Genomic DNA, 25,987 nt, shown 5'->3' on the forward strand with positions numbered 1-25,987 from the left:
TACACAGAAGGAAACAGGATTCATGGCAGGAAGCAGTTTGCTGGTGCTGATCGATGACATCGCCACCGTTCTGGATGACGTTGCATTGATGACCAAGATGGCCGCGAAGAAGACCGCCGGGGTGCTCGGTGATGATCTGGCGCTCAATGCCCAGCAGGTTTCGGGCGTGCGCGCCGAGCGGGAAATTCCCGTGGTGTGGGCGGTGGCCAAGGGCTCGTTCGTCAACAAACTGATCCTCGTGCCGTCGGCGCTGGCAATCAGCGCCTTTGTGCCTTGGCTGGTGACGCCGCTGTTGATGGTCGGCGGCGCGTACCTGTGTTTCGAGGGTTTTGAAAAGCTCGCGCACAAGTTTCTGCACAGCAAAGAGGAAGACGAGGCAGAACACGCACAGTTGACCGAAGCAGTGGCCGATCCGGCGACCGATCTGGTGGCGTACGAAAAGGACAAGATCAAAGGCGCGATCCGCACTGACTTCATTCTCTCGGCAGAAATCATTGCGATCACCCTCGGCACCGTGGCAGATGCCTCGCTGACCCAGCAAGTGGTCGTCATGTCCGGCATAGCCATTGTCATGACCGTGGGCGTTTACGGTTTGGTGGCGGGCATCGTCAAGCTCGACGACCTGGGGCTGTGGCTGACGCAGAAGCCCGGGCAGATGGCGAAAAAGATCGGCGGCGGCATTCTCAGCGCCGCGCCGTACATGATGAAAACCCTGTCGGTGGTTGGCACGGCAGCGATGTTCCTGGTCGGCGGCGGCATCCTGACCCATGGCGTGCCGGTGCTGCATCACTGGATCGAAGGTGTCGGCGCAGCGGCGGGCAGTGCCGGGTTTGCCGTACCGATGCTGCTCAATGGTGTTGCGGGGATTATTGCCGGTGCTGTGGTGTTGGCGGTGGTTTCGGTCGTAGGCAAGCTCTGGAAAGCGCTGAAGGGTTAGTCAGCAACACATAACAAATGTGGGAGCGAGCCTGCTTGCGAATGCGGTAGTTCAGTCAATATCGATGTTGACTGAAACTCCGCGTTCGCGAGCAGGCTCGCTCCCACAGTGTTTTGCGCCAGCCGATTTACTCGGCGATCTGCAACTTGCGCGCTTCGGTGTAGACGTACCGCACTTTCTCGTACTCGAACGGCGAGTTCATCTGGCCGTAGCGGAAGCTGGTCTGGTAGCGCTTGTCGATCGCACGCAAGGCCCAGACTTCCGGGTGGTTGGAGCTGACTTCCGCGACGTTGAGGAAGTTGATCGCGGTGTCGGCGGTGTAATCCACGGCCAGACCTGCGGTGTCGCGGATGTTCGACGGGCCGAAGATCGGCAGTACGAAGTAGGCGCCGCCCGGTACGCCGTAGAAGCCCAGAGTCTGCCCGAAGTCCTCGTTCTGGCGCGGCAGGCCCATGGCGGTTGCCGGATCCCACAGACCGGCGATGCCGATCGTGGTGTTGAGCAGCAGGCGCGCAGTGGTTTCCATCGAGCGCTGGCCCTTGAACTGCAGCAGGCTGTTGACCAGGTTCGGCACGTCGCCAATGTTGTTGAAGAAGTTGCTCACCCCGGTACGCACGAAGCTTGGGGTGATGTAGCGATAGCCATCGACCACTGGCAGGAACACCCACTGGTCGAAGCGGTAGTTGAAGTGGTAGACCCGGCGGTTCCACGATTCCAGCGGGTCATAGACGTTCAGCGCATTGAGCGTGGAGCGTTCGAATTCGCGCTGATCCAGGCCCGGGTTGAACTTGAGTTTGGTCAGCGGCTGCTTGAAGCCATCGCTGTCGACCACCGCCGGTGCATCGGCTTTACTGTTGTCGGCCTGGGCCACGCCTGCACAGAGGAACGCTGCAATCAGCAGGAGATATTTAGCCACGGAAGAACTCCAGCATGGCGTCGCTGTTGACGCGGTAGTTAAGGTTGCCGCAGTGGCCGCCCAGTGGATAAACGGTCAGGCGATCACCGAAGGTTTTACGCAGGAAGCCCAAGTCGCCAGGGCCGAGGATGACGTCGTCGGCGTTGTGCATGACGGCGATTTTCGGGCTGTCGTGCAGGTAGTCCTTGAGCGCATACAGGCTGACCTGATCGATCAGTTGCAGCAGGCTGCCGCCGTCGGTGCGTGCGCGCCACATCGGAATAACCTGCTCGGTGATGTAGCAGTCGAAATCGCATTGCAGCGCACGCTTGAGGAACGGCGTGAGGCTGGTGCCTTCGGTGATCGGGAATTTCGGCGGGGTGATCAGGCCGCGACGGTTGACCAGGTCCGAGGTGTAGGCAATGTCGGCTGCAGAAAAGCGGAACGACGTGCCGATGAGCATGGCCATCTGTTCGTTGGTCAGGTGCTGTTTGGACTGCTGGAAGTCATACAGCAGCGCATCGTTGAGATCGATGTAGCCTTTCTGTTGGAAGTAACGGGTCAGCTTGGTCAGTACCAGTTCATAGAACGTGGTGCTGTTGTTGATGCCTTTCACCTCGGTCTGTACCAGCTTGTCGAGGTTGGTCACCGAGGTATAGAGGTTGACCGGCGGGTTCAGCAACAGGACTTTCTTGAAGTTGAAGCTGCGGCGCGTTTCGTCCAGATGCGCGACGAACGCGGCATCGAGGGCGCCGAGGCTGTAACCGGTCAGGTAATACTCGGTGACCGGCAGTTTCGGGTTCTGCGCCCGCACGGCCTGCATCACCCGGTACATGTCTTCGGCATCTTCCTTGGTCACGCCCGGCGTGGCGAAACGCGAGGCGGCGCTGATGAAGTCGAAGCTGGTCGGCGACGACAACTGCACGACATGGTAGCCGGCCTTGTAATACAGCTTTTTCAGGTATTCGTTGAGCGTGCTGTCAAAGCGCGCGCCGGTGCCGGCGATCAGGAAGATCAGCGGCGCAGGTTTGTCCTGCGTGGCGATGCGGTAGGTGAGTTTTTTGACTGCCCAGAAATTGTCCGGCAGCTGGAATTCACGCTCCGGGCGCAGGGTGAGGCTGCGGTCCGTTTGATTGATGTCGTCGTCCAGCGGCAGCTCCGGACGCAGGTCCGGTGGTGTCGTGGCGATCGTCGCCTCGAACGGGTTGGTCAGCGGGTAGCCATAGCTGGCGGCGTCGATATCCACCGCCAGCGCGGACGCACTCAAGATAAGGCCGCTGAACAGCGCGGCGAAGCGCAAGGAACGGAGCATGACTAGATCCCTTAGAGGAAGGTGCCGATTGAAGTTCGCAGGCTATGACCACCGGCCGTGCGCCAAAGTGCCATGCTGCGGCACCAAACAGGCGGAATTCGGGGTAATAGTAGCTGGACGATACACGTTGCGAGGGCTCGCTGAACAGTTAACAGTTGTTAGTGCTTGCGAATGCCGGTCGGCAGATTAAGCTGGCCGCCGATTTCCGCAGATTGGAGTGCTCCATGTCCCGCCGCTTGCCCGTTATTGTGCTGCTCGTTTTGTTGCCGCTGTGGCTGGCCGCCAGTTATGCCGCGCGCTATGGCTTCATGGAAGACGGGCAGTGGGTGGGCATCTGTGTCGACGAGGCCGGCCGTTGGGAATGCGTGGTGCGCTCGAACCTGGGGTTGATGATTCATTTCAAGGTGCTGGGCTGGGCGGCGGTGGGCGCGGCGGTATTGGCGTTTGTATTGCCGGGACGGGCAGGGTGGTGGCTGGCGGTGCTGGCGCTGGTGTTCGGCCTGCCGGCGCTGGCGTTGTACAACACTACATTAGCGGTATTTGCGGTGGTGATTGCCGGGTTGCGCCTGGTCCGCGAGTCCCGCAGCGCCTGACAGTCAGTCATCGCGGGCAAGCCCGCTCCCACAGGGATTGAGGTGAACACAACATTTGTGTGCAGCAGAAATCCTGTGGGAGCTGGCTTGCCAGCGATGGCGATTTCGAAAGCGCTGAAATCAGGCCTTGCGAACCCGCAGACAGCGCCACAACGCCACCACCATCAATCCACTCACCAGCGCCCAGCCCCACGCCTGCTGATTCAGCATCCTTTCCTGATACAACTGCGGTGCAATCCCCGCGCCAACGATAAAGGTCAGCAGAGCAATCTCCCGACGCGGCACGCTCACCGGGCGGCACAGGTAGACCAGCGCCGGCAGGACGAACGCCATGCTGGCGAAACTGCGATAGCGCGGGTCGAAGACCATTTCCAGCATCATCACCGCCGCGGCAAAACCGGCCGCCGCGATCAGCCAGCCGGCGCGCCGTTCGAGGAAATCGAAGGCTCGCGCGCGCCAACCGCTGCGTGCGCTCAACGTCAGCGCGGCATGCGCGAGCACCAACAGACTCAACCCGGTCAGCAAGCCGACCCACAGCCATTCACCGGCAAACCGTGTGGTCAATCGAGCCAGATCGCCCCAAGCGCCAATCGAGCAAGCAGCGACAGCGCCCAGCAGCGGTAGCAGCAACGCCGAACGAGTGGTGCGCACGCGTCCACCAAGGATCAGCGTGCCGAGGAAAATCAAAGCACCGACTGCCAGCCATTCTTTCCAGTACGGCACATTGCTCACCGGTCCGGCGAGCACGCCTTTGTCCTGCCGATCCGCATCGAACAGCCCCCAGTAGCCGCCGACCGCGCCTTCACTGCCGCGCTTCCACGGTTGATCAAAGGCTTCGATCAGGTTGTAACGCCAGCCTTCCTGCTCGGCCATCGCCACGAATCCACGAATGAATTTCGCCTCGTTGACCCGGCTCGGCACGGCGGTTTCGCGCTGGCGGCCTTCGCTGGGCCAACCGGTTTCGCCGATCATCACGTCCTTGGGCGCGAACTTGTTGCCGAACACCTGACGCACATCCGCCACATGCCGCAGCGCCACGTCGATATTCGACGGATCGTCTTCCCAGTACGGCAGCAAGTGGATGGTCAGAAAATCCACAGCCGGCGCGACTTCCGGGTGCTTGAGCCAGAATTCCCAAACATCGGCGTAAGTCACCGGTTGCTTGACCTGGCTTTTGACCTTGTTGATCAGCCGGGCCAGTTGCGCGCCGGTGACTTCTTTGCGCAACAGTGCCTCGTTGCCGACGATTACGGCTGTGACCACGTCGGGGTTGGCATTGGCCGATTTGATCAGCAGCTCGACTTCCTGCTCGGTGTCGACCGGGTTGCTGTTGACCCAGGCGCCGATCATCAACTTCAGACCGTGCTTGCGCGCCAGATCGGGCAGGGCGTCGAGGCCGGTCATCGAGTAGGTGCGGATGCATTCAAAGCGCGTCGCCAGCAGCGCGAGGTCGGCATCCATGCGCTCGGGGCGCAATTTGAACGGCACGTCGAACGGCGATTGGTCTTTGTCGAACGGTGTGTAGGAGGCGCATTGCAACTTGTGCGTCGGCGTCGCGGCGTCCGGCAGGATCACCGGTTGGCCGAGGCCATACCAGAAACCGCTAAGGGCCAACAGCCCGAGCAGGCAGGCGAACAGATAAGGCAGAAAAGGAAATCGGTACGTTGCGGACATGGTCAGGCCGAGTGGCTGCAAAGCGACGCATGTTACCTGCATTTATAGAAGGGCTGGTGGCTTGCAGGCGTTGTCCATGCAAAGTTCGGGCGGATTGTCTGGCGTCAATTAATCTCGCTTGATTAATGGCTTTCTGATGTCGTTTCTCGCTGCCTTGAGGTCGCTGACAGAGCAGGTCGCCGGCCGCTTGAGGTTGATGATCAAACCATCAGTACCCTTTTTGAAAAATCGGCTGATGTTCGGTGTGTGAGGTCCGGCGTGATGGGGGCGCTGTGCACCATAACAATACGTTGACGATGCCCGGCATCCGTCGGGCGCAGCATTTCGGGGAAGTAAACGATGAAGATGCGACGACTTTTAGGCGCAGGTGCCGCTTTGGCGCTTGCGATGAGTTCCACTTTCGCCAACGCTGAAAAACAGACCCTGAACATCGGTTACGTTGACGGCTGGTCCGACAGCGTCGCGACCACCCACGTGGCGGCCGAAGTGATCAAACAGAAGCTCGGTTATGACGTGAAGCTGCAAGCTGTCGCCACCGGGATCATGTGGCAGGGCGTGGCCACCGGCAAACTCGATGCGATGCTCTCGGCCTGGCTACCCGTGACCCACGGTGACTATTGGACGAAAAACAAGGATCAGGTCGTCGATTACGGCCCGAACTTCAAGGACGCGAAGATCGGCCTGATTGTGCCGGAGTACGTCAAAGCCAAATCGATCGAAGACCTGAAAACCGACGATACCTTCAAAAACCGCATTGTTGGCATCGACGCCGGTTCAGGCGTAATGCTCAAGACCGATAAGGCGATCAAGGATTACGGCCTGGACAAATACAGCCTCAAGGCCAGTTCCGGCGCCGGCATGATTGCCGAGCTGACCCGCGCCGAGAAGAAGAACGAATCCATCGCCGTCACCGGTTGGGTGCCGCACTGGATGTTCGCCAAGTGGAAACTGCGCTTCCTCGACGACCCGAAAGGCGTATATGGCCAGGCTGAAACCGTGAACAGCATCGGCAGCAAAGGCCTGGACGCCAAGGCGCCGGAAGTGGCCAAGTTCCTGAAAAACTTCCAGTGGGCGTCGAAAGACGAAATCGGCGAGGTCATGCTGGCGATTCAGGACGGCGCCAAGCCTGATGCAGCGGCCAAGGACTGGGTGGCCAAACACCCGGATCGTGTAGCTGACTGGACCAAATGATTTAAATCCCGCCGCACCCCTGTGGGAGCGAGCCTGCTCGCGAATGCAATCTGTCAGTTGATGCAATATCGACTGATACGACGCCTTCGCGAGCAGGCTCGCTCCCACAGTTTTTTTCTGTGTACCGGAAAATGGCCAAAACATCATGGCCATCTACTACTAAGGTCGTCTGGAACCTCTCTCGCAGCCGCATACATTAGCTACGTTCCAACAATAATTTGTGCTGCGAGGATAAAAACAATGAACGACAGCATTTACCTCTCGATTCAGAACAGTCCCCGATTCAAGGAGCTGGTTCAGAAACGGGAACGATTCGCCTGGATTCTCTCGGCAATCATGCTTGGGCTCTACTCCGCATTCATCCTGCTGATCGCATACGGGCCGCACGTGCTCGGGGCGAAACTCAGTCCTGAATCCTCGATCACCTGGGGCATCCCGATCGGTGTCGGTCTGATCATTTCAGCCTTCGTCCTGACCGGCATCTACGTGCGCCGCGCCAATGGCGAGTTCGACGACCTGAACAATGCGATTCTCAAGGAGGCTCAGCAATGATCCGGCGTCTACTGGCTTTATTGAGTGTTGCGGCTTTCGCGCCGAGTGTCTGGGCGGCTGACGCATTGACGGGGGAGGTGGCCAAACAGCCGCTGAACATCCCGGCGATCCTGATGTTCGTGGCCTTCGTCGGCGCGACGTTGTACATCACCTACTGGGCTTCGAAGAAAAACAATTCGGCCGCCGACTACTACGCGGCGGGCGGCAAGATCACCGGTTTCCAGAACGGCCTGGCGATTGCCGGCGACTACATGTCGGCTGCGTCTTTCCTGGGGATTTCCGCGCTGGTGTTCACCTCCGGTTATGACGGCCTGATCTACTCGATCGGCTTCCTCGTGGGCTGGCCGATCATTCTGTTCCTGATCGCCGAACGCCTGCGCAACCTGGGTAAATACACCTTTGCCGACGTGGCGTCCTACCGCCTCGGGCAAACCCAGATTCGCACCCTGTCCGCCTGCGGTTCGCTGGTGGTGGTGGCGTTCTACCTGATCGCGCAAATGGTCGGTGCCGGCAAGCTGATCCAGCTGCTGTTCGGCCTCGATTACCACGTAGCGGTGATTCTGGTCGGCGTGCTGATGTGCATGTACGTGCTGTTCGGCGGCATGCTTGCGACCACTTGGGTGCAGATCATCAAGGCAGTGTTGTTGCTGTCCGGTGCCTCGTTCATGGCGCTGATGGTGATGAAGCATGTGGGCTTCGACTTCAACACACTGTTCTCCGAAGCGATCAAGGTTCACGCCAAGGGCGAAGCGATCATGAGCCCCGGCGGTCTGGTGAAGGATCCGATCTCGGCATTCTCGCTGGGTCTGGCGCTGATGTTCGGCACCGCTGGCCTGCCGCACATTCTGATGCGCTTCTTCACCGTGAGTGACGCAAAAGAAGCGCGCAAGAGCGTGCTGTACGCTACCGGTTTCATTGGCTACTTCTACATCCTGACCTTCATCATCGGCTTCGGCGCGATCCTGCTCGTCAGCACCAACCCGGCCTTTAAAGATGCAGCGGGCGCCTTGCTCGGCGGCAACAACATGGCGGCGGTGCACCTGGCCAACGCGGTGGGCGGCAGCATCTTCCTAGGCTTCATCTCGGCAGTGGCGTTTGCAACCATTCTGGCTGTGGTAGCCGGTCTGACGCTGGCGGGTGCTTCGGCGGTTTCTCACGACCTGTACGCCAGTGTGATCAAGAAGGGCAAGGCCAACGAGAAAGATGAGATTCGCGTGTCGAAGATCACCACCATCGCCCTGGCGGTGCTGGCGATTGGTCTGGGCATTCTGTTCGAAAGCCAGAATATTGCGTTCATGGTCGGCCTGGCGTTCTCCATCGCGGCGAGCTGCAACTTCCCTGTGCTGCTGCTTTCGATGTACTGGAAGAAGCTGACCACTCGCGGCGCGATGATTGGTGGCTGGCTGGGTCTTGTCAGTGCTGTTGGTCTGATGATCCTCGGCCCAACCATCTGGGTGCAGATTCTGCATCACGAGAAGGCGATCTTCCCTTACGAATATCCGGCGCTGTTCTCGATGATGATTGCGTTCATCGGGATCTGGTTCTTCTCGATTACCGACAAGTCGGCGGCTGCGGATAACGAGCGGGCGCTGTTCTTCCCGCAGTTTGTGCGTTCGCAGACCGGGTTGGGGGCGAGTGGGGCGGTTTCGCACTAAGAGATCAGTTGTAAGCTGCAAGCTTCAAGCTTCAAGAAAACGCCCTGGTTGAGAGATTGGGGCGTTTTTTTTTGTGGGCGGTTATCGGTTGGTTTGGTGTGTATATCCGTTTTTTGCAGTGCTGCGGCTGGCGGTTTCGCCCTTACGGCGACTTACTTTTTTACAAGCGCCAAAAAAAGTAAGCAAAAAACGCTAGCTCCTGCGTTCGGCCCTCGCAGGCTCGGGTTCCTTCGCTGCGGGATCGATCCGGGCGCAGCGGCTCCGGTTTGCTTCGCTGCACCTCCTTCCGCTGTGTCTGGCTGCGCCAGACGGTCGCTGCGCTCCCACGCCCGGATCAATCCCTCCACTCAGCCTTCCGACGTCGCCGGTGGATCAAGATCAAGAGCACTCGAGCTTGCGCTCATTGTTGAGTGGTTAGAAGCGTCGCACGGCTTGAGATTTTCGGTGGATTCGCCCCTCACCCCAGCCCTCTCCCGAGGGAGAGGGAGCCGATTTGTGTGGTGTTCAAAACCTGCATTCGACTCGGTATCGCAAGTCGGCGTGTTTCGCCCAAACACCTCGGTCAGTCCCCTCTCCCTTTGGGAGAGGGCTAGGGTGAGGGGCTCTTGATCTGGCTTTGGCCTTTGCTTTTGATCTTTTGCCCTTTCGGCAGGCTTCGTTACGGGATCGATCCGGGGGTGGGAGCGCAGCGACCGTACGACGCAGTCGTACACAGCGAGTGTAGGTGCAGCGAAGCCAACCGGAGCCGCTGCGCCCGGATCGGTCCCGTAACGAAGGTACCCCGAGCCCCAGCGAGCGGGCCGTACGCCGGGGCAAAGCCTTTTGGGTTACCTTTTCGCTGGGCCGGCACTCCGGCGTTTGGAAAAGGTGACTCGCTGTAAGAGCGAAACCATAAGAGGCCGTTACCGCAGCAACGGATATGCTCAGAATTCTGGAGGGCAAACCAAACAAAAACGGCCTCTATATAAGAGGCCGTTCCTGACACACCACTAAACCATCACAAAAAAGAAAAACCTTATTTGCGATCTTCCAGCTTGGTAATGTCACGCGACTCGTAACCGGTGTACAGCTGGCGCGGACGGCCAATCTTGTACGGGCTCGAAAGCATTTCTTTCCAGTGCGAAATCCAGCCCACAGTACGCGCCAGGGCGAAAATCACCGTGAACATGCTGGTCGGAATGCCGATCGCCTTGAGGATGATCCCCGAGTAGAAGTCGACGTTCGGGTACAGCGAGCGCTCGATGAAGTACGGGTCGGTCAACGCGATCTCTTCCAGGCGCATGGCCAGTTCGAGTTGCGGATCGTTGTTGATGCCCAGTTCCTTCAGCACTTCGTCGCAGGTCTGCTTCATGACAGTCGCGCGAGGGTCGCGGTTCTTGTAGACGCGGTGACCGAAGCCCATCAACTTGAACGGATCGTTCTTGTCCTTGGCTTTGGCGATGAACTTGTCGATGTTCGACACATCGCCAATCTCGTCGAGCATGGTCAGCACGGCTTCGTTCGCACCGCCGTGGGCAGGACCCCACAGTGCGGCGATACCGGCGGCGATGCAGGCGAACGGGTTGGCACCCGAAGAGCCGGCCAGACGCACGGTGGAGGTCGAAGCGTTCTGCTCGTGGTCGGCGTGGAGGATGAAGATCCGGTCCATGGCCTTGGCGAGTACCGGGCTGATCGGTTTGATCTCGCACGGGGTGTTGAACATCATGTGCAGGAAGTTTTCCGCGTAAGTCAGATCGTTGCGCGGGTACATCATGGGTTGGCCCATGGAGTACTTGTAAACCATCGCTGCCAGGGTCGGCATCTTCGCAACCAGACGGATCGCGGAAATTTCGCGATGCTGCGGGTTATTGATGTCCAGGGAGTCGTGGTAGAAGGCCGAGAGGGCGCCGACTACACCGCACATGACGGCCATCGGGTGGGCGTCGCGACGGAAACCGTTGAAGAAGGTTTTCAGCTGCTCGTGAACCATGGTGTGGTTCTTCACGGTGCTGACGAACTGGGCCTTCTGTTCTGCGGTCGGCAATTCGCCGTTGAGCAGCAGGTAGCAGGTTTCCAGGTAGTCCGACTTTTCAGCCAGCTGTTCGATCGGGTAGCCGCGGTGCAACAAAATGCCGTTGTCGCCGTCGATATAGGTAATTTTCGATTCGCACGAAGCGGTCGACATGAAACCCGGGTCGAAAGTGAAGCGGCCCGTGGCCGTCAGGCCCCGAACATCGATTACATCGGGACCAACGGTGCCGGTTAAAATGGGCAGCTCGACGGGGGCTGCGCCCTCGATGATCAACTGCGCTTTTTTGTCAGCCATGTGGCCTCCTATTTATGCTTGAACCATCAGACAGACCCCCCACGCAGGGCCCGCACCACTATAGTGAGATAAATTCGAATGTCAATTTGCCTAAAGTCTTGCTCCAGAAGGCTTTAAGCCGACTTTTTCCTCGAAATTGCCTGCCATTTACGCCTTTTATGCAACTTGTGCAATCCGCTATTGGGGGTAGGTGAACGCGTTGTCATTAGTAGCCTAACTGTCTATACTCGGCCACCGACCGCCAAGGGCTTTTGGGCTTGCTTTCATTGGGGGTCGCATCCCTGGGTGGTGGTTACCTGACCAGTGCACTCCCCAACAACTTTGCCCTGATTGTTAGGGGCTCTTCAGTGTGAAAAAAAAGCCGTGAAAAGCCAACGACCTGTAAACCTAGACCTAAGGACCATCAAACTCCCAGTCACTGCTTACACGTCCATTCTTCACCGTATCTCCGGTGTCATCCTCTTCGTGTGCCTTGCCATCATGCTTTACGCATTGGACAAGTCGCTGAGCTCCGAGGAAGGCTTCGGTCAGGTGAAAGCGTGTCTGACCAGTCCGCTAGCCAAGCTAGTGATTTGGGGCATCCTGTCCGCTCTGCTGTATCACCTGGTAGCCGGTGTGCGCCACTTGATCATGGACATGGGCATCGGTGAGACGCTGGAAGGCGGCAAACTGGGCTCGAAAATCGTTATCGCCGTTTCCGTGGTGGTAATCGTTCTGGCAGGAGTCTGGATATGGTAACTAACGTCACTAACCTGTCGCGTTCGGGCCTCTATGACTGGATGGCACAGCGTGTGTCTGCGGTCGTTCTCGCGGCTTACTTCATCTTTCTGATCGGATACATCGTCGCCAACCCTGGCCTCGAGTATGCCCAGTGGCATGAACTGTTCGCTCACAACGGAATGCGTATTTTCAGCCTGCTGGCCCTTGTTGCTCTGGGCGCTCACGCCTGGGTCGGCATGTGGACCATCGCGACCGACTACCTGACGCCAATGGCGTTCGGCAAGTCCGCAACGGCGATACGTTTCCTTTTCCAGGCAGTATGCGGCGTTGCGATGTTCGCTTACTTCGTCTGGGGTGTGCAGATTCTCTGGGGTATCTGATTCATGGCTAACATTCCAACGATTTCTTTCGACGCCATCATTATTGGTGGTGGCGGTGCCGGCATGCGCGCTGCGCTGCAGCTGGCACAGGGCGGCCACAAGACTGCGGTGATCACCAAGGTTTTCCCGACCCGTTCGCACACTGTGTCCGCACAGGGCGGCATCACGTGCGCCATCGCTTCCGCCGACCCGAACGATGACTGGCGCTGGCACATGTACGATACCGTCAAGGGTTCCGACTACATCGGTGACCAGGACGCTATCGAATACATGTGCCAGGAAGGCCCGGCCGCTGTTTTCGAGCTGGACCACATGGGTCTGCCGTTCTCGCGTACCGAGCAAGGCCGCATCTACCAGCGTCCGTTCGGTGGCCAGTCCAAGGACTACGGCAAGGGCGGTCAGGCTGCACGTACTTGCGCTGCGTCCGACCGTACCGGTCACGCGCTGCTGCACACCCTTTATCAGGGCAACCTGAAAGCCGGTACCACGTTCCTCAACGAGTACTACGCTGTTGATCTGGTAAAAAACCAGGAAGGCGAATTCGTTGGTGTGATCGCGATCTGCATCGAAACCGGCGAAACCTCCTACATCCGTGCCAAGGCCACGGTTCTGGCCACTGGCGGTGCGGGCCGTATCTACGCGTCCACCACCAACGCCCTGATCAACACCGGTGACGGCGTCGGCATGGCTCTGCGTGCTGGCGTGCCGGTACAAGACATCGAAATGTGGCAGTTCCACCCGACCGGCATCGCCGGCGCCGGTGTACTGGTTACCGAAGGTTGCCGTGGTGAAGGTGGTTACCTGATCAACAAGCACGGCGAGCGTTTCATGGAGCGTTATGCTCCGAACGCGAAAGACCTTGCAGGTCGTGACGTGGTTGCCCGTTCGATGGTCAAGGAAATCATCGCCGGCAACGGTTGCGGTCCGAATGGCGACCACGTAATGCTCAAGCTCGACCACCTGGGCGAGGAAGTGCTGCACAGCCGTCTGCCAGGCATCTGCGAACTGTCGAAGACTTTCGCCCACGTTGACCCGGTAGTTGCTCCGGTTCCGGTCGTGCCGACCTGCCACTACATGATGGGCGGCGTTGCCACCAACATTCATGGCCAGGCGATCACCCAGAACGCCGAAGGTCAGGACCAGATCATTCCTGGCCTGTTCGCGGTAGGCGAAGTGGCTTGCGTATCGGTACACGGTGCGAACCGTCTGGGCGGCAACTCGCTGCTCGACCTGGTGGTCTTCGGTCGCGCTGCCGGCCTGCACCTGGAAAAGGCGTTGACCGATGGCATCGAATACGACGACGCTACCGAGTCCGACATCGAAGCTGCATTGTCGCGTCTGAACGCGCTGAACAACCGTACCGACGGTGAAGACGTTGCCACCCTGCGTCGCGAGCTGCAAAGCTGCATGCAGAACTACTTCGGTGTATTCCGTACCGGCGAATACATGCAGAAGGGCATCGCTCAGCTGGCCGATCTGCGCAAGCGTATCGCCAACGTGAAGATCAACGACAAGTCGCAAGCGTTCAACACTGCACGTATCGAAGCGCTGGAACTGCAGAACCTGCTGGAAGTGGCTGAAGCTACCGCCATCGCGGCCGAAGTACGTAAAGAGTCCCGCGGCGCTCACGCCCGTGAAGACTTCGAAGACCGTGATGACGAAAACTGGCTGTGCCACACCCTGTACTTCCCGGGTGACAAGCGCGTCACCAAGCGTGCCGTGAACTTCTCGCCGAAGACTGTTCCGACTTTCGAACCTAAAGTCCGGACTTATTAAGGGTGACCGCCATGTTGCAAGTCAGTGTTTATCGCTACAACCCTGATCAGGACGCCGCGCCGTTCATGCAGGATTTCCAGGTCGATACCGGTGGTAAAGACCTGATGGTGCTGGACGTGCTGGCCCTGATCAAAGAGCAGGACGAAGGTTTCTCCTATCGTCGCTCCTGCCGTGAAGGCGTCTGCGGCTCCGACGGCATGAACATCAACGGCAAGAACGGTCTGGCCTGCATCACGCCGCTGTCTGCCGTTGTAAAAGGCAACAAGCTGATCGTTCGTCCACTGCCAGGTTTGCCGGTTATCCGTGACCTGGTCGTCGATATGAGCATCTTCTACAAGCAATACGAGAAGGTGAAGCCTTACCTGCAGAACGACACGCCGGCTCCGGCCATCGAGCGTCTGCAGTCGCCAGAAGAGCGCGAAAAGCTCGACGGTCTGTACGAGTGCATCCTGTGCGCCTGCTGCTCGACCTCTTGCCCGTCCTTCTGGTGGAACCCGGACAAGTTCCTGGGTCCTGCTGCGCTGCTGCAAGCCTACCGCTTCCTGGCAGACAGCCGCGACACCAAGACCAGCGAGCGTCTGGCTTCACTTGACGACCCGTTCAGCGTTTTCCGCTGCCGGGGCATCATGAACTGCGTCAACGTATGTCCGAAAGGCCTGAACCCGACTAAGGCCATCGGTCACATCCGTAACATGCTGCTTTCGAGCGGCGTGTGATTCAGCTGCTGTAACCGTTGCACCGTAGAGGCTGTGGCGCGGGCTTCAACCCGCGTCATGGCTATAACCAGAGCAGTAGCCATAAGCTGCAGCTCTTCTTTTGAAGAAATGAGACAAGCAGGGGCATCCGGGCTGGTACCCGGACTATCAGTGTGATCCTAGGTGGCTTGTTTTAGTCGCTGCATTCGGACTTCTGCAAGTTTGCTCGGTGTCGACACCGATGGTGTTCCCCTAACCGAGGGTGACCAAGCATGCAAGAAAGCGTGATGCAGCGCATGTGGAACAGCGCCTACCTTTCAGGTGGAAACGCTGCCTATGTGGAAGAGCTTTATGAGCTCTACCTGCACGACCCTAACGCTGTGCCAGAAGAGTGGCGCACCTACTTTCAGAAGTTGCCAGCCGACGGCAACTCTGCCACTGATGTTTCGCACTCGACGATTCGCGATCATTTCGTGCTGCTGGCAAAGAACCAGCGCCGCGCCCAACCGGTTTCCGCCGGCAGCGTGAGCAGTGAGCACGAGAAGAAGCAAGTTGAAGTGCTGCGATTGATCCAGGCCTACCGTATGCGTGGCCACCAGGCAGCCCAGCTTGACCCGCTGGGGCTGTGGCAGCGTCCTGCACCTGCAGACCTGTCGATCAATCATTACGGCTTGACCAATGCCGATCTTGATACGACCTTCCGTGCCGGCGACCTGTTCATCGGCAAAGAGGAAGCGAGCCTACGCGAAATTCACGAAGCGTTGCAGCAGACATATTGCCGCACCATCGGCGCTGAGTTCACGCACATCACCGATTCCGAGCAGCGCCAGTGGTTCCAGCAGCGTCTGGAAAGCGTGCGTGGTCGTCCGACGTACTCCGCCGACATCAAGAGCCACCTGCTTGAGCGCGTGACTGCCGGTGAAGGCCTGGAAAAATACCTCGGTACCAAATACCCGGGAACCAAGCGTTTCGGTCTGGAAGGCGGCGAAAGCCTGATTCCGATGCTCGACGAACTGATCCAGCGTTCCGGCTCGTACGGCACCAAGGAAGTCGTCATCGGCATGGCCCACCGTGGCCGTCTGAACGTTCTGGTCAATACCTTCGGCAAGAACCCGCGCGAGCTGTTCGACGAGTTCGAAGGCAAGAAGAAGGTCGAGCTCGGTTCCGGTGACGTCAAATACCACCAGGGCTTCTCGTCCAACGTGATGACCACCGGCGGTGAAGTTCACCTCGCCATGGCGTTCAACCCGTCCCACCTGGAAATCGTTTCCCCGGTGGTCGAAGGTTCGGTGCGCGCCCGTCAGGACCGTCGCAACGACCTGACCGGTGAGAAAGTTCTGCCGATCTCCATCCACGGTGACGCGGCATTCGCCGGTCAGGGCGTGGTCATGGAAACCTTCCAGATGTCGCAGACCCGCGGTTTCAAGACCGGCGGTACCGTGCACATCGTGATCAACAACCAGGTTGGTTTCACCATCAGCAACCCGCTGGACTCGCGCTCCACCGAGTACGCCACCGACGTTGCCAAGATGATCCAGGCGCCGATCCTCCATGTGAATGGTGATGATCCGGAAGCCGTGCTGTTCGTGACCCAGCTGGCCATCGACTACCGCATGCAGTTCAAGCGTGACGTGGTGATCGATCTGGTCTGCTACCGTCGTCGCGGCCACAACGAGGCCGACGAGCCAAGCGGCACCCAGCCACTGATGTATCAGCAGATCACCAAGCAGCGCACCACCCGTGAGCTGTACGCTGATCGCCTGACTCAGGCCGGTGTGCTTGACGCTGAACGCGTTCAGGCCAAGGTCGACGAATACCGCAACGCGCTGGACAACGGTCTGCACGTAGTGAAATCGCTGGTCAAAGAGCCGAACAAAGAGCTGTTCGTCGACTGGCGTCCGTACCTGGGCCACGCCTGGACTGCGCGTCACGACACGCGTTTCGATCTGAAGACCCTGCAAGAGCTGTCCGCCAAGCTGCTGGAAATTCCGGAAGGCTTCGTCGTTCAGCGCCAGGTCGCGAAGATCTACGAAGACCGTCAGAAGATGCAAGCCGGCGGCCTGCCGATCAACTGGGGTTACGCTGAAACCATGGCGTACGCGACCCTCGCGTTCGAAGGTCACCCGATCCGCATGACCGGTCAGGACATCGGCCGCGGTACGTTCTCGCACCGTCACGCTGTGTTGCACAACCAGAAAGACGCGGGCACCTACATTCCGCTGCAGAACCTGTACGACGGTCAGCCACGTTTCGACCTGTACGACTCGTTCCTCTCGGAAGAAGCGGTACTGGCATTCGAATACGGTTACTCGACCACCACGCCAAACGCGCTGGTGATCTGGGAAGCCCAGTTCGGCGACTTCGCCAACGGTGCTCAGGTCGTGATCGACCAGTTCATCACCAGCGGCGAGCACAAGTGGGGCCGTCTCTGCGGTCTGACCATGCTGCTGCCACACGGTTACGAAGGCCAAGGCCCTGAGCACAGCTCGGCTCGTCTTGAGCGTTACCTGCAGCTGTGCGCCGAGCACAACATTCAGGTGTGCATGCCGACCACGCCAGCGCAGATCTACCACTTGCTGCGTCGTCAGGTGATCCGTCCGCTGCGCAAGCCGCTGGTCGTGCTGACGCCGAAGTCGCTGCTGCGCCACAAGCTGGCCATCTCGACGCTGGAAGATCTGGCCGAAGGTTCGTTCCAGACCGTGATCCCGGAAATCGATGCACTGGACCCGAAAAAGGTCGAGCGCGTGGTTCTGTGCAGCGGCAAGGTCTACTACGACCTGCTGGAAAAACGCCGTGCCGAAGGCCGCGAAGATATCGCCATCGTGCGTATCGAGCAGCTGTATCCGTTCCCTGAGGACGACTTGAAAGAAGTCCTGGCTCCGTACACCAACGTCAAACACGCCGTTTGGTGTCAGGAAGAGCCGATGAACCAGGGTGCCTGGTACTGCAGCCAGCATCACTTGCGTCGCAGCATCGCCAACCTCGACAAGACTCTCGTACTTGAGTACGCGGGCCGTGAGGCTTCGGCTGCGCCAGCTTGTGGTTACGCATCGATGCACGCCGAGCAGCAGGAAAAACTGCTGCAAGATGCTTTCACTGTTTAACGCCTTCGCGCTGACTGAAACCGAATTTTAAGGACCCACAGATAATGGCTATCGAAATCAAAGCCCCGTCATTCCCGGAATCGGTTGCCGATGGCACCGTTGCCACCTGGCACAAGAAACCAGGTGAGGCCGTCAAGCGTGACGACCTGATCGTCGACATCGAAACCGACAAAGTCGTGCTCGAAGTGTTGGCTGAAGCAGACGGCGTGCTGGGCGCAATCGTTGCCGAAGAGGGCGCTACCGTTCTGTCGAACCAGGTCCTGGGCTCGATCGAAGAGGGCGGCGCTGCTGCTGCCGCTCCTGCCGCTCCTGCCGCCGCTGCTGCTCCGGCCGCTACTGCCGCTGCCGCACCAGCTGCTGCCGATGGCGAAGATGACCCGATCGCCGCTCCTGCCGCGCGCAAGCTGGCTGAAGAAAACGGCATCAACATCGCTTCCGTTGCCGGCACCGGCAAGGGCGGTCGTGTGACCAAGGAAGACGTGGTAGCAGCAGTTGCTGCCAAGAAAGCCGCTCCGGCTGCCGCGCCTGCCAAGGCTGCTGCTCCTTCGGCTGCTGCGCCTGTGTTCGCTGCCGGCGACCGCATCGAGAAGCGCGTACCGATGACTCGCGTACGTGCCACCGTGGCCAAGCGTCTGGTTGAAGCCCAGTCGAACATGGCGATGCTGACCACGTTCAACGAAGTCGACATGACCGAAGTCATGGCGCTGCGTTCGAAGTACAAGGACCTGTTCGAGAAGTCCCACAACGGCGTACGCCTGGGCTTCATGTCGTTCTTCGTGAAAGCGGCCACCGAAGCGCTGAAACGCTTCCCGGCTGTCAACGCGTCGATCGACGGCGGCGACATCGTTTACCACGGCTACGCAGACATCGGCGTTGCCGTTTCCAGCGACCGTGGCCTGGTGGTACCGGTTCTGCGTAACGCCGAGCTGATGAGCCTGGCTGAAATCGAAGGCGGCATCGCAACATTTGGCAAGAAAGCCCGTGACGGCAAACTGTCGATGGACGAGATGACCGGTGGTACCTTCACCATCACCAACGGTGGTACCTTCGGTTCGATGATGTCGACGCCGATCGTCAACCCGCCGCAGGCAGCGATTCTGGGCATGCACAACATCATCCAGCGTCCGATGGCCATCAACGGTCAGGTCGTGATCCGTCCGATGATGTACCTGGCTCTGTCCTACGATCACCGCCTGATCGATGGCAAAGAAGCTGTGACCTTCCTGGTGACCATCAAGAACCTGCTGGAAGATCCGGCTCGTCTGTTGCTGGATATCTAAAAAGCAGCTGCAAGCTTTCAGCTACAAGCCTCAAGCTCAGGGCGAGCGGGTGGGCTTGCAGCTTGGAGCTTGCGGCTTGTAGCTTTATTGCTAAAGAGGATTTTTTGAATGTCGCAGAAATTTGACGTAGTAGTGATCGGTGCCGGCCCTGGTGGCTATGTAGCGGCCATCAAGGCTGCTCAGTTGGGCCTGACCACTGCCTGCATCGAGAAGTACACCGACGCAGAGGGCAAGCAAGCCCTGGGCGGTACCTGCCTGAACGTAGGTTGCATTCCTTCCAAGGCGCTGCTCGACAGCTCGTGGAAATACAAGGAAGCCAAAGAGAGCTTCAACGTTCACGGTATCTCGACCGGCGAAGTCAAAATGGACGTCGCTGCGATGGTTGGCCGCAAGGCTGGCATCGTCAAGAACCTGACCGGCGGCGTTGCCACCCTGTTCAAGGCCAACGGCGTTACTTCGATCCAGGGCCACGGCAAGCTGCTGGCCGGCAAGAAAGTCGAAGTCACCAAGCCGGACGGTTCGGTTGAAGTCATCGAAGCGGAAAACGTCATTCTCGCGCCAGGTTCGCGTCCGATCGACATTCCACCGGCTCCGGTTGACCAGAAAGTCATCGTCGATTCGACTGGCGCTCTGGAATTCCAGTCCGTACCTAAACGTCTGGGCGTGATCGGCGCTGGCGTGATCGGTCTGGAACTGGGTTCGGTATGGTCGCGTCTGGGTGCAGAAGTGACTGTTCTCGAAGCACTGGACACTTTCCTGATGGCAGCGGACACCGCCGTTTCCAAGGAAGCGCTGAAAACCCTGACCAAACAGGGCCTGGACATCAAGCTGGGCGCTCGCGTTACCGGTTCGAAAGTCAACGGCGAAGAAGTCGTCGTCAACTACACCGATGCCAACGGCGAACAGACCATCACTTTCGACAAGCTGATCGTAGCCGTTGGTCGCCGTCCGGTGACCACTGATCTGCTGTCTGCCGACTGCGGCGTGGAAATCGACGAGCGCGGTTTCATCGCGGTCGATGACCATTGCGTCACAGCTGTACCGGGCGTCTTCGCCATCGGTGACGTGGTTCGCGGCATGATGCTGGCCCACAAGGCTTCGGAAGAAGGCATCATGGTTGTCGAGCGCATCAAGGGCCACAAGGCTCAGATGAACTATGATTTGATCCCTTCGGTTATTTATACTCACCCGGAAATCGCGTGGGTTGGCAAAACCGAGCAGGCGCTGAAGGCCGAAGGCGTTGAAGTCAACGTCGGCACCTTCCCGTTCGCCGCTTCCGGCCGTGCCATGGCTGCCAACGATACCGGTGGTTTCGTCAAGGTCATCGCCGATGCCAAGACCGACCGCGTATTGGGCGTGCACGTGATTGGCCCGAGCGCTGCAGAACTGGTTCAGCAGGGCGCGATCGGTATGGAATTCGGCACCAGCGCTGAAGACCTGGGCATGATGGTTTTCTCCCATCCGACCCTGTCCGAAGCCTTGCACGAAGCTGCTCTGGCAGTGAATGGCGGCGCCATTCACATTGCCAACCGCAAGAAGCGTTAAGACATAATAAGAAACCACGGCGGCAACGGCCCGTCGTGAGCCTTGCGAGCAAGACTCACCGCGGAATGTCCGCCGGACGCAGTCTTGCGTAGCCCAGCTACGCAAGCAGCAGTCACAGGTGGCGCGGCACTCAAACGAGCGCAGCGCCGAATGCGCAGTACCTAACGAAGACGGTAAAAAGCATGAATCTTCACGAGTATCAGGGTAAGCAGCTGTTCGCTGAATACGGCCTGCCAGTTTCCACTGGTTACGCAGTAGACACCCCGGAAGCAGCAGCAGAAGCTTGCGACAAAATCGGCGGCAACGAGTGGGTCGTCAAAGCCCAGGTTCACGCCGGTGGTCGCGGTAAAGCGGGCGGCGTAAAGCTGGTTCGCAGCAAAGAAGACGCCAAAGCCTTCGCACAGCAGTGGCTGGGCAAGCGTCTGGTGACTTACCAGACTGACGCCAATGGCCAGCCAGTCACCAAGATCCTGGTTGAATCGTGCACTGATATCGCTAAAGAGCTGTACCTGGGCGCTGTCGTTGACCGTTCGAGCCGTCGCATCGTGTTCATGGCTTCCACCGAAGGTGGCGTGGACATCGAGAAAATCGCTCACGACACTCCAGAAAAAATTCTCAAGGCCACTATCGATCCACTGGTTGGCGCTCAGCCATCCCAGGGTCGCGAGCTGGCATTCCAGCTGGGTCTGGAAGGCAAGCAGGTCACTCAGTTCGCCAAGATCTTCGTAGGTCTGGCCAAGCTGTTCAAAGATCACGACCTGGCTCTGCTGGAAGTAAACCCGCTGGTGATCAAGGCCGACGGCGATCTGCACTGCCTCGACGCGAAGATCAACATCGACGCCAACGCCATGTACCGTCAGCCTAAGCTGAAGGCTTTCCACGATCCGTCGCAGGACGATCCGCGCGAAGCGCACGCTGCCAAGTTCGAACTGAACTACGTAGCGCTGGAAGGCAACATCGGCTGCATGGTCAACGGTGCCGGTCTGGCCATGGGTACCATGGACATCGTCAACCTGCATGGCGGCAAGCCAGCCAACTTCCTCGACGTAGGTGGTGGCGCTACCAAGGAACGCGTTACTGAAGCGTTCAAGATTATCCTGTCCGACCAGAACGTCGCGGCAGTACTGGTCAACATCTTCGGCGGCATCGTTCGTTGCGACATGATTGCCGAAGGCATCATCGGCGCCGTGAAAGAAGTCGGCGTGAAAATCCCGGTTGTTGTTCGCCTTGAAGGCAACAACGCTGAGCTGGGCGCTAAAGTACTGGCAGAAAGCGGTTTGAACATCATCGCTGCTACCAGCCTGACCGACGCTGCTCAACAAGTTGTCAAAGCTGCGGAGGGCAAATAATGAGCGTCCTGATCAATAAAGACACCAAAGTTATCTGCCAGGGTATTACCGGTTCGCAAGGTAGTTTCCACACCCAGCAAGCCATCGAATACGGCACCAAGATGGTTGGCGGCGTAACTCCGGGCAAAGGCGGCACCGAGCACCTGGGTCTGCCAGTGTTCAACACCGTCAAAGATGCAGTAGCAGCCACTGGCGCTACCGCCAGCGTGATCTACGTTCCGGCTCCGTTCTGCAAGGACTCGATCCTGGAAGCGGCATTCGGCGGCATCAAGCTGATCGTCTGCATCACCGAAGGCATTCCTACCCTGGACATGCTGGACGCCAAAGTTAAGTGTGACGAGCTGGGCGTAGTCCTGATCGGCCCTAACTGCCCAGGCGTGATCACCCCAGGCGAATGCAAGATCGGCATCATGCCAGGTCACATTCACTTGCCAGGCAAGGTCGGTATCGTTTCGCGTTCCGGCACCCTGACCTACGAAGCTGTGAAGCAGACCACTGACGCCGGTTTCGGTCAGTCGACTTGCGTCGGCATCGGTGGTGACCCGATCCCGGGTTCGAACTTCATCGACATCCTGAAGCTGTTCCAGGAAGACCCGAAGACCGAGGCGATCGTGATGATCGGCGAGATCGGCGGTTCGGCTGAAGAAGAAGCGGCTGCCTACATCAAGGCTAACGTGACCAAGCCGGTTGTTTCCTACATCGCTGGTGTGACTGCTCCTCCGGGCAAGCGCATGGGCCATGCTGGCGCAATCATCTCTGGCGGCAAAGGCACTGCAGACGAGAAATTCGCTGCGCTGCAAGACGCAGGCGTAAAAACCGTGCGTTCGCTGGCAGACATCGGCAAGGCCCTGGCCGAGCTGACTGGCTGGGAAGTGAAGAAGTAAGCTTCGGCTGACTTTTTAGCTCCAGCAACAAAGGCCACCTTCGGGTGGCCTTTGTCGTTTCTGGCGTATGAGAATTTTGAGAGCTGTTGTGGCGAGGGGATTTATCCCCGCTGGGCTGCGAAGCGGCCCCCATGCTAGCGACCATGATCAGTCAGTCATTTCCAGCTCGGATTCTTTGGGACTGCTGCGCAGCCCAACGGGGATAAATCCCCTCGCCACAGGTTCGTTGTGATGAATACAGGTTCTCTGTATGAAAAATAGATATGTAAACGCGACACTGAAACGTCGCGTATCGGATAGTTCGCCCTCTAACAGTGCGTTTGTCAGCCAAATTCGTTAGGCTGGCCGCCATTTTTGCGTCCGCCGCCCACAAGGCAGCTACGCGCTTTAAGGGTCAGTCCCATACGGATCGACAGCATTTCCCTAATCCAACAGGGCAATCCCCCTCTAAATTCCGATTTCAGTAGTGTGGTATTACCTTAATGAAAGTTTTGAAAGGTCAGGACATCCTGGCACTTGGTTTTATGACGTTTGCCCTGTTTGTCGGGGCCGGTAACATCATTTTCCCGCCGATCGTCGGCTTGCAGGCCGGACCTCACGTCTGGATGGCCGCACTGGGTTTCCTGATTACCGCCGTTGGTTTGCCGGTGGTCACCGTGGTGGCGCTGGCCAAGGTCGGCGGTGCGATGGATGCGTTGAGCAGCCCTATCGGCAAGATCGCTGGCGGTATCCTCGCGGCGGCATGCTACCTGGCCGTGGGTCCGCTGTTCGCCACCCCGCGTACCGCGACCGTATCCTTCGAGGTAGGTCTGGCGCCATTGACCGGCGAAAGCCCGCTGGCGCTGTTCCTCTACAGCTCGGTGTACTTCCTGCTGGTGTTCTTCATTTCGCTCTACCCTGGGCGGTTGCTGGATACCGTTGGCCGCTTCCTCGCACCGCTGAAAATCATTGCGCTGGCAGTACTGGGCATCGCCGCGTTCGCCTTGCCGGCGGGTGACATCGGTCACGGCACACCGGAATATGTGGCGGCACCGTTCTCTCAGGGCTTCATCAATGGTTACCTGACCATGGATACCCTCGGCGCACTGGTATTCGGCATCGTTATCGTCAACGCGATCCGCTCCCGTGGCGTCGAGTCGCCGGCGCTGATCACCCGTTACGCGATCATTGCCGGGCTGATTGCCGGCGTGGGTCTGGCACTGGTCTACGTCAGCCTGTTCCGCCTCGGTTCCGGCAGCCATGAAGTCGCGGTCGGCGCCACCAACGGCGCGGCGGTGTTGCATGCCTACGTGCAACACACCTTCGGTTCGCTGGGTAGCGGTTTCCTTGCGGTGCTGATCTCGCTGGCGTGTCTGGTCACGGCGGTCGGTCTGACCTGTGCCTGTGCTGAATACTTCAGCCGTGTGCTGCCACTGTCCTACAAGACGCTGGTGATTATCCTCGCGGCGTTCTCGCTGCTGGTCTCCAACCTCGGTCTGACCAAGCTCATTGCTTTCTCGATTCCGGTACTCACCGCGATCTACCCGCCGTGCATCGTTCTGGTCGCACTGAGCTTCTGCAAGGATTTCTGGCATGAGCACGGGCGCATTCTTGGCCCGGTGATGCTGGTTTCCTTCGTTTTCGGCACCATCGACGCCCTGAAAGGCGCTGGTCTGGCCGACTGGATGCCAACTCAGCTGACCCATCTGCCGCTGAGCGAGCAAGGGCTGGCATGGCTGGTGCCATGCGTGATGACCCTGGTGGTCGCCGTGGTCTGTGATCGCCTGCTGGGCAAGCGCAGCGAAGTCCCTGCCTGACGTGATGTGACCCGCCACAAGCGGGTCAGGCACGGTTAAACAGAAATGCCCCGTATCAATCGATACGGGGCATTTTTTATCAGAGCTGATAATCCTCAACCCAGATAACGTACGACCAGAGCTCCCACATTGACGTTGTCGCTGTCACGGCTCAGGAGTATTCGCTTGTCGGGCTGCACTGCCACCGAGATCCATTGCATACCTGGCCCCATAGAGTGAGTAACGTATCCCTTGCCATCCCCAAAGGTTGTGTCCAGTTCACCCGTTGCCAGATAGCGGCAGGCAAGCATTTGCTCCCTGGTTATTTGCCCTGTACTCCCCACCACAACCAAACCATCCTCAGGCTCCCCACTTAGATCGAACAAAGTGCAACCGTCGGTTAATCCAAGATCAGTGACAACAGGCTTACCCTGATTGAATGCGAGATTTGGTCTACCGTTCGGGTTGTACGCGGCCATCATTGCTTTGCGTCCTTTCCCCCAAACGTCGTTGGGGGATGTGTCGACCTGGCCAGCAACAAAGAAGCTGCCGTCAGCACGTAACATCAGGCTTCGTACGCTGACCGGGTAATCCGATGGAATGTAGACGGTCCCGGTGCCATCATCGCCGAAGTCTTTATGGGGCGTTCCATCGACGTTCAGGCGCACAATCTTTCCTTCTCCAGCGCTCGAACCTGTAACTGTGATTACTCCATCCTCTGCTACTGAAATCGAAGCAATGCCCATTGCAAGATCCAGCCAGCCTTTGTTGTTGAAAGCGGTATCGAAATCTCCATTCTGATCAAGTCTGAACAGTCGGTCGCTTTGACCGACGAGTATTTTTTCATCAGCAGTCAGTACTAACCTGGTTCTGGATTGCGACGTGATGGAAGCTTCCGGTTTTGGCAATTGCGATTCGGACTGTGGCAGGAAAGGGACGTAAACCGTCCCATCGGGACCGAAATCGCGATCTCTTTCACCATCAGCGAAGAATCTGGCAAGCGCAAATCGAGTTCCTTGGTCCTCATCATATTGATACCCAAAAAGCAGCGCCTTGCCGTCTTTATAAAGACAGGCGCCAGTTCCGCTGGCTTGTCCCGAACCTGTAAACGTACCTACGATCAAACCGTTTTCGTTGAAGCCAGTATCGTTAGTACCGTCCGCCAGTAATTGCGCCAAATGAAAACTGACTTTGCCCTCTACAACAGTTTGTCCCACGAGAAGGATCTTTCCATCCGGGCGCAAGCCTGCGATTTTCAAAGCCTGGCTTCCCGTAGCAAATGACTCGGCGTACCCCCGGTTGCCAAACGTTGTGTCAATGGGCAGCGCAGCGTTCAAAGGTCTCATGCTCAAATCCTTGTCTGAT

20 protein-coding genes are annotated in these 25,987 nt (G+C 58.5%); 15 read left to right on the forward strand and 5 right to left on the reverse strand.

Going from position 1 to position 25,987, the window contains the following annotated elements:
- The first annotated feature begins 22 nt into the window (after positions 1–22).
- Entirely contained in the window at positions 23–937 is a 915-nt protein-coding gene (locus J2Y39_RS03160; RefSeq protein ID WP_310215026.1) for a DUF808 domain-containing protein, read from the forward strand.
- Positions 938–1,064: 127 nt separating this feature from the next.
- Here the strand turns inward: J2Y39_RS03160 and J2Y39_RS03165 are convergent, their stop codons facing one another.
- Positions 1,065–1,853 (reverse strand): VacJ family lipoprotein, encoded by a 789-nt coding sequence (locus J2Y39_RS03165; RefSeq protein ID WP_310215028.1) that lies wholly within the window; start codon positions 1,851–1,853, stop codon positions 1,065–1,067.
- Complete coding sequence (locus J2Y39_RS03170) at positions 1,846–3,144, reverse strand: serine protein kinase PrkA (protein WP_024012145.1); 1,299 nt, start codon at positions 3,142–3,144, stop codon at positions 1,846–1,848. Before J2Y39_RS03170 ends, J2Y39_RS03165 begins: the two co-directional genes overlap by 8 nt.
- 224 nt (positions 3,145–3,368) lie before the next feature.
- Here J2Y39_RS03170 and J2Y39_RS03175 point away from each other — a divergent pair, with 224 nt between their 5' ends.
- A complete protein-coding gene (locus tag J2Y39_RS03175) occupies positions 3,369–3,737 on the forward strand; it encodes a hypothetical protein (RefSeq protein ID WP_310215032.1) in 369 nt (122 codons plus the stop codon).
- Positions 3,738–3,857: 120 nt separating this feature from the next.
- On the opposite strand, the gene J2Y39_RS03180 is transcribed toward J2Y39_RS03175, so the two are convergent.
- Entirely contained in the window at positions 3,858–5,453 is a 1,596-nt protein-coding gene (locus J2Y39_RS03180) for a beta (1-6) glucans synthase (protein WP_310215035.1), read from the reverse strand.
- A 297-nt stretch (positions 5,454–5,750) separates the two neighbouring features.
- On the opposite strand from J2Y39_RS03180, the gene J2Y39_RS03185 reads away from it, so the two are divergent.
- From J2Y39_RS03185 to J2Y39_RS03195, 3 genes are all read left to right on the forward strand, one after another.
- A complete protein-coding gene (locus J2Y39_RS03185; protein WP_310215037.1) occupies positions 5,751–6,602 on the forward strand; it encodes a glycine betaine ABC transporter substrate-binding protein in 852 nt (283 codons plus the stop codon).
- 240 nt (positions 6,603–6,842) lie between these two features.
- Complete coding sequence (locus tag J2Y39_RS03190) at positions 6,843–7,154, forward strand: DUF485 domain-containing protein (RefSeq protein WP_016771016.1); 312 nt, start codon at positions 6,843–6,845, stop codon at positions 7,152–7,154.
- Entirely contained in the window at positions 7,151–8,809 is a 1,659-nt protein-coding gene (locus J2Y39_RS03195; protein ID WP_016771015.1) for a cation acetate symporter, read from the forward strand. Before J2Y39_RS03190 ends, J2Y39_RS03195 begins: the two co-directional genes overlap by 4 nt.
- Before the next feature lie 1,015 nt (positions 8,810–9,824).
- On the opposite strand, the gene gltA is transcribed toward J2Y39_RS03195, so the two are convergent.
- Complete coding sequence (gltA, locus tag J2Y39_RS03200; protein ID WP_003222994.1) at positions 9,825–11,114, reverse strand: citrate synthase; 1,290 nt, start codon at positions 11,112–11,114, stop codon at positions 9,825–9,827.
- 363 nt (positions 11,115–11,477) lie between these two features.
- On the opposite strand from gltA, the gene sdhC reads away from it, so the two are divergent.
- The 10 genes from sdhC (at position 11,478) to brnQ (ending at position 24,643) form a co-directional block, all read left to right on the forward strand.
- The gene (sdhC, locus tag J2Y39_RS03205) at positions 11,478–11,852 is read left to right on the forward strand and encodes a succinate dehydrogenase, cytochrome b556 subunit (RefSeq protein ID WP_016773673.1); all 375 of its coding nucleotides are present in this window, start codon (positions 11,478–11,480) and stop codon (positions 11,850–11,852) included.
- Positions 11,846–12,214: a succinate dehydrogenase, hydrophobic membrane anchor protein gene (sdhD, locus tag J2Y39_RS03210; RefSeq protein WP_008049683.1), complete on the forward strand. Its 369-nt coding sequence runs from the start codon at positions 11,846–11,848 to the stop codon at positions 12,212–12,214. Before sdhC ends, sdhD begins: the two co-directional genes overlap by 7 nt.
- Before the next feature lie 3 nt (positions 12,215–12,217).
- The gene (sdhA, locus tag J2Y39_RS03215) at positions 12,218–13,990 is read left to right on the forward strand and encodes a succinate dehydrogenase flavoprotein subunit (protein WP_024012149.1); all 1,773 of its coding nucleotides are present in this window, start codon (positions 12,218–12,220) and stop codon (positions 13,988–13,990) included.
- Between the two features lie 11 nt (positions 13,991–14,001).
- The gene (locus J2Y39_RS03220; protein WP_016773675.1) at positions 14,002–14,706 is read left to right on the forward strand and encodes a succinate dehydrogenase iron-sulfur subunit; all 705 of its coding nucleotides are present in this window, start codon (positions 14,002–14,004) and stop codon (positions 14,704–14,706) included.
- A 251-nt stretch (positions 14,707–14,957) separates the two neighbouring features.
- Positions 14,958–17,789, forward strand: coding sequence for a 2-oxoglutarate dehydrogenase E1 component (locus tag J2Y39_RS03225; protein ID WP_041479560.1), 2,832 nt, complete (start codon positions 14,958–14,960; stop codon positions 17,787–17,789).
- Positions 17,790–17,833: 44 nt separating this feature from the next.
- Positions 17,834–19,069 (forward strand): 2-oxoglutarate dehydrogenase complex dihydrolipoyllysine-residue succinyltransferase, encoded by a 1,236-nt coding sequence (gene odhB / locus J2Y39_RS03230; RefSeq protein WP_130927502.1) that lies wholly within the window; start codon positions 17,834–17,836, stop codon positions 19,067–19,069.
- Between the two features lie 108 nt (positions 19,070–19,177).
- Positions 19,178–20,614, forward strand: coding sequence for a dihydrolipoyl dehydrogenase (lpdA, locus tag J2Y39_RS03235; RefSeq protein ID WP_016773678.1), 1,437 nt, complete (start codon positions 19,178–19,180; stop codon positions 20,612–20,614).
- 182 nt (positions 20,615–20,796) lie between these two features.
- Positions 20,797–21,963, forward strand: a complete 1,167-nt coding sequence (gene sucC / locus J2Y39_RS03240) for an ADP-forming succinate--CoA ligase subunit beta (protein WP_016773679.1) — start codon at positions 20,797–20,799, stop codon at positions 21,961–21,963.
- Entirely contained in the window at positions 21,963–22,847 is an 885-nt protein-coding gene (gene sucD / locus J2Y39_RS03245) for a succinate--CoA ligase subunit alpha (protein WP_016773680.1), read from the forward strand. The genes sucC and sucD overlap by 1 nt, the downstream gene beginning before the upstream one ends.
- A 482-nt stretch (positions 22,848–23,329) precedes the next feature.
- A complete protein-coding gene (gene brnQ, locus J2Y39_RS03250; protein ID WP_056783892.1) occupies positions 23,330–24,643 on the forward strand; it encodes a branched-chain amino acid transport system II carrier protein in 1,314 nt (437 codons plus the stop codon).
- A 95-nt stretch (positions 24,644–24,738) separates the two neighbouring features.
- Here brnQ and J2Y39_RS03255 read toward each other — a convergent pair whose 3' ends face one another.
- A complete protein-coding gene (locus tag J2Y39_RS03255; RefSeq protein ID WP_310215051.1) occupies positions 24,739–25,968 on the reverse strand; it encodes a hypothetical protein in 1,230 nt (409 codons plus the stop codon).
- Positions 25,969–25,987: the final 19 nt, after the last annotated feature.

This window comes from Pseudomonas sp. 2957, from assembly GCF_031456345.1.
Lineage (GTDB): Bacteria > Pseudomonadota > Gammaproteobacteria > Pseudomonadales > Pseudomonadaceae > Aquipseudomonas > Aquipseudomonas siliginis.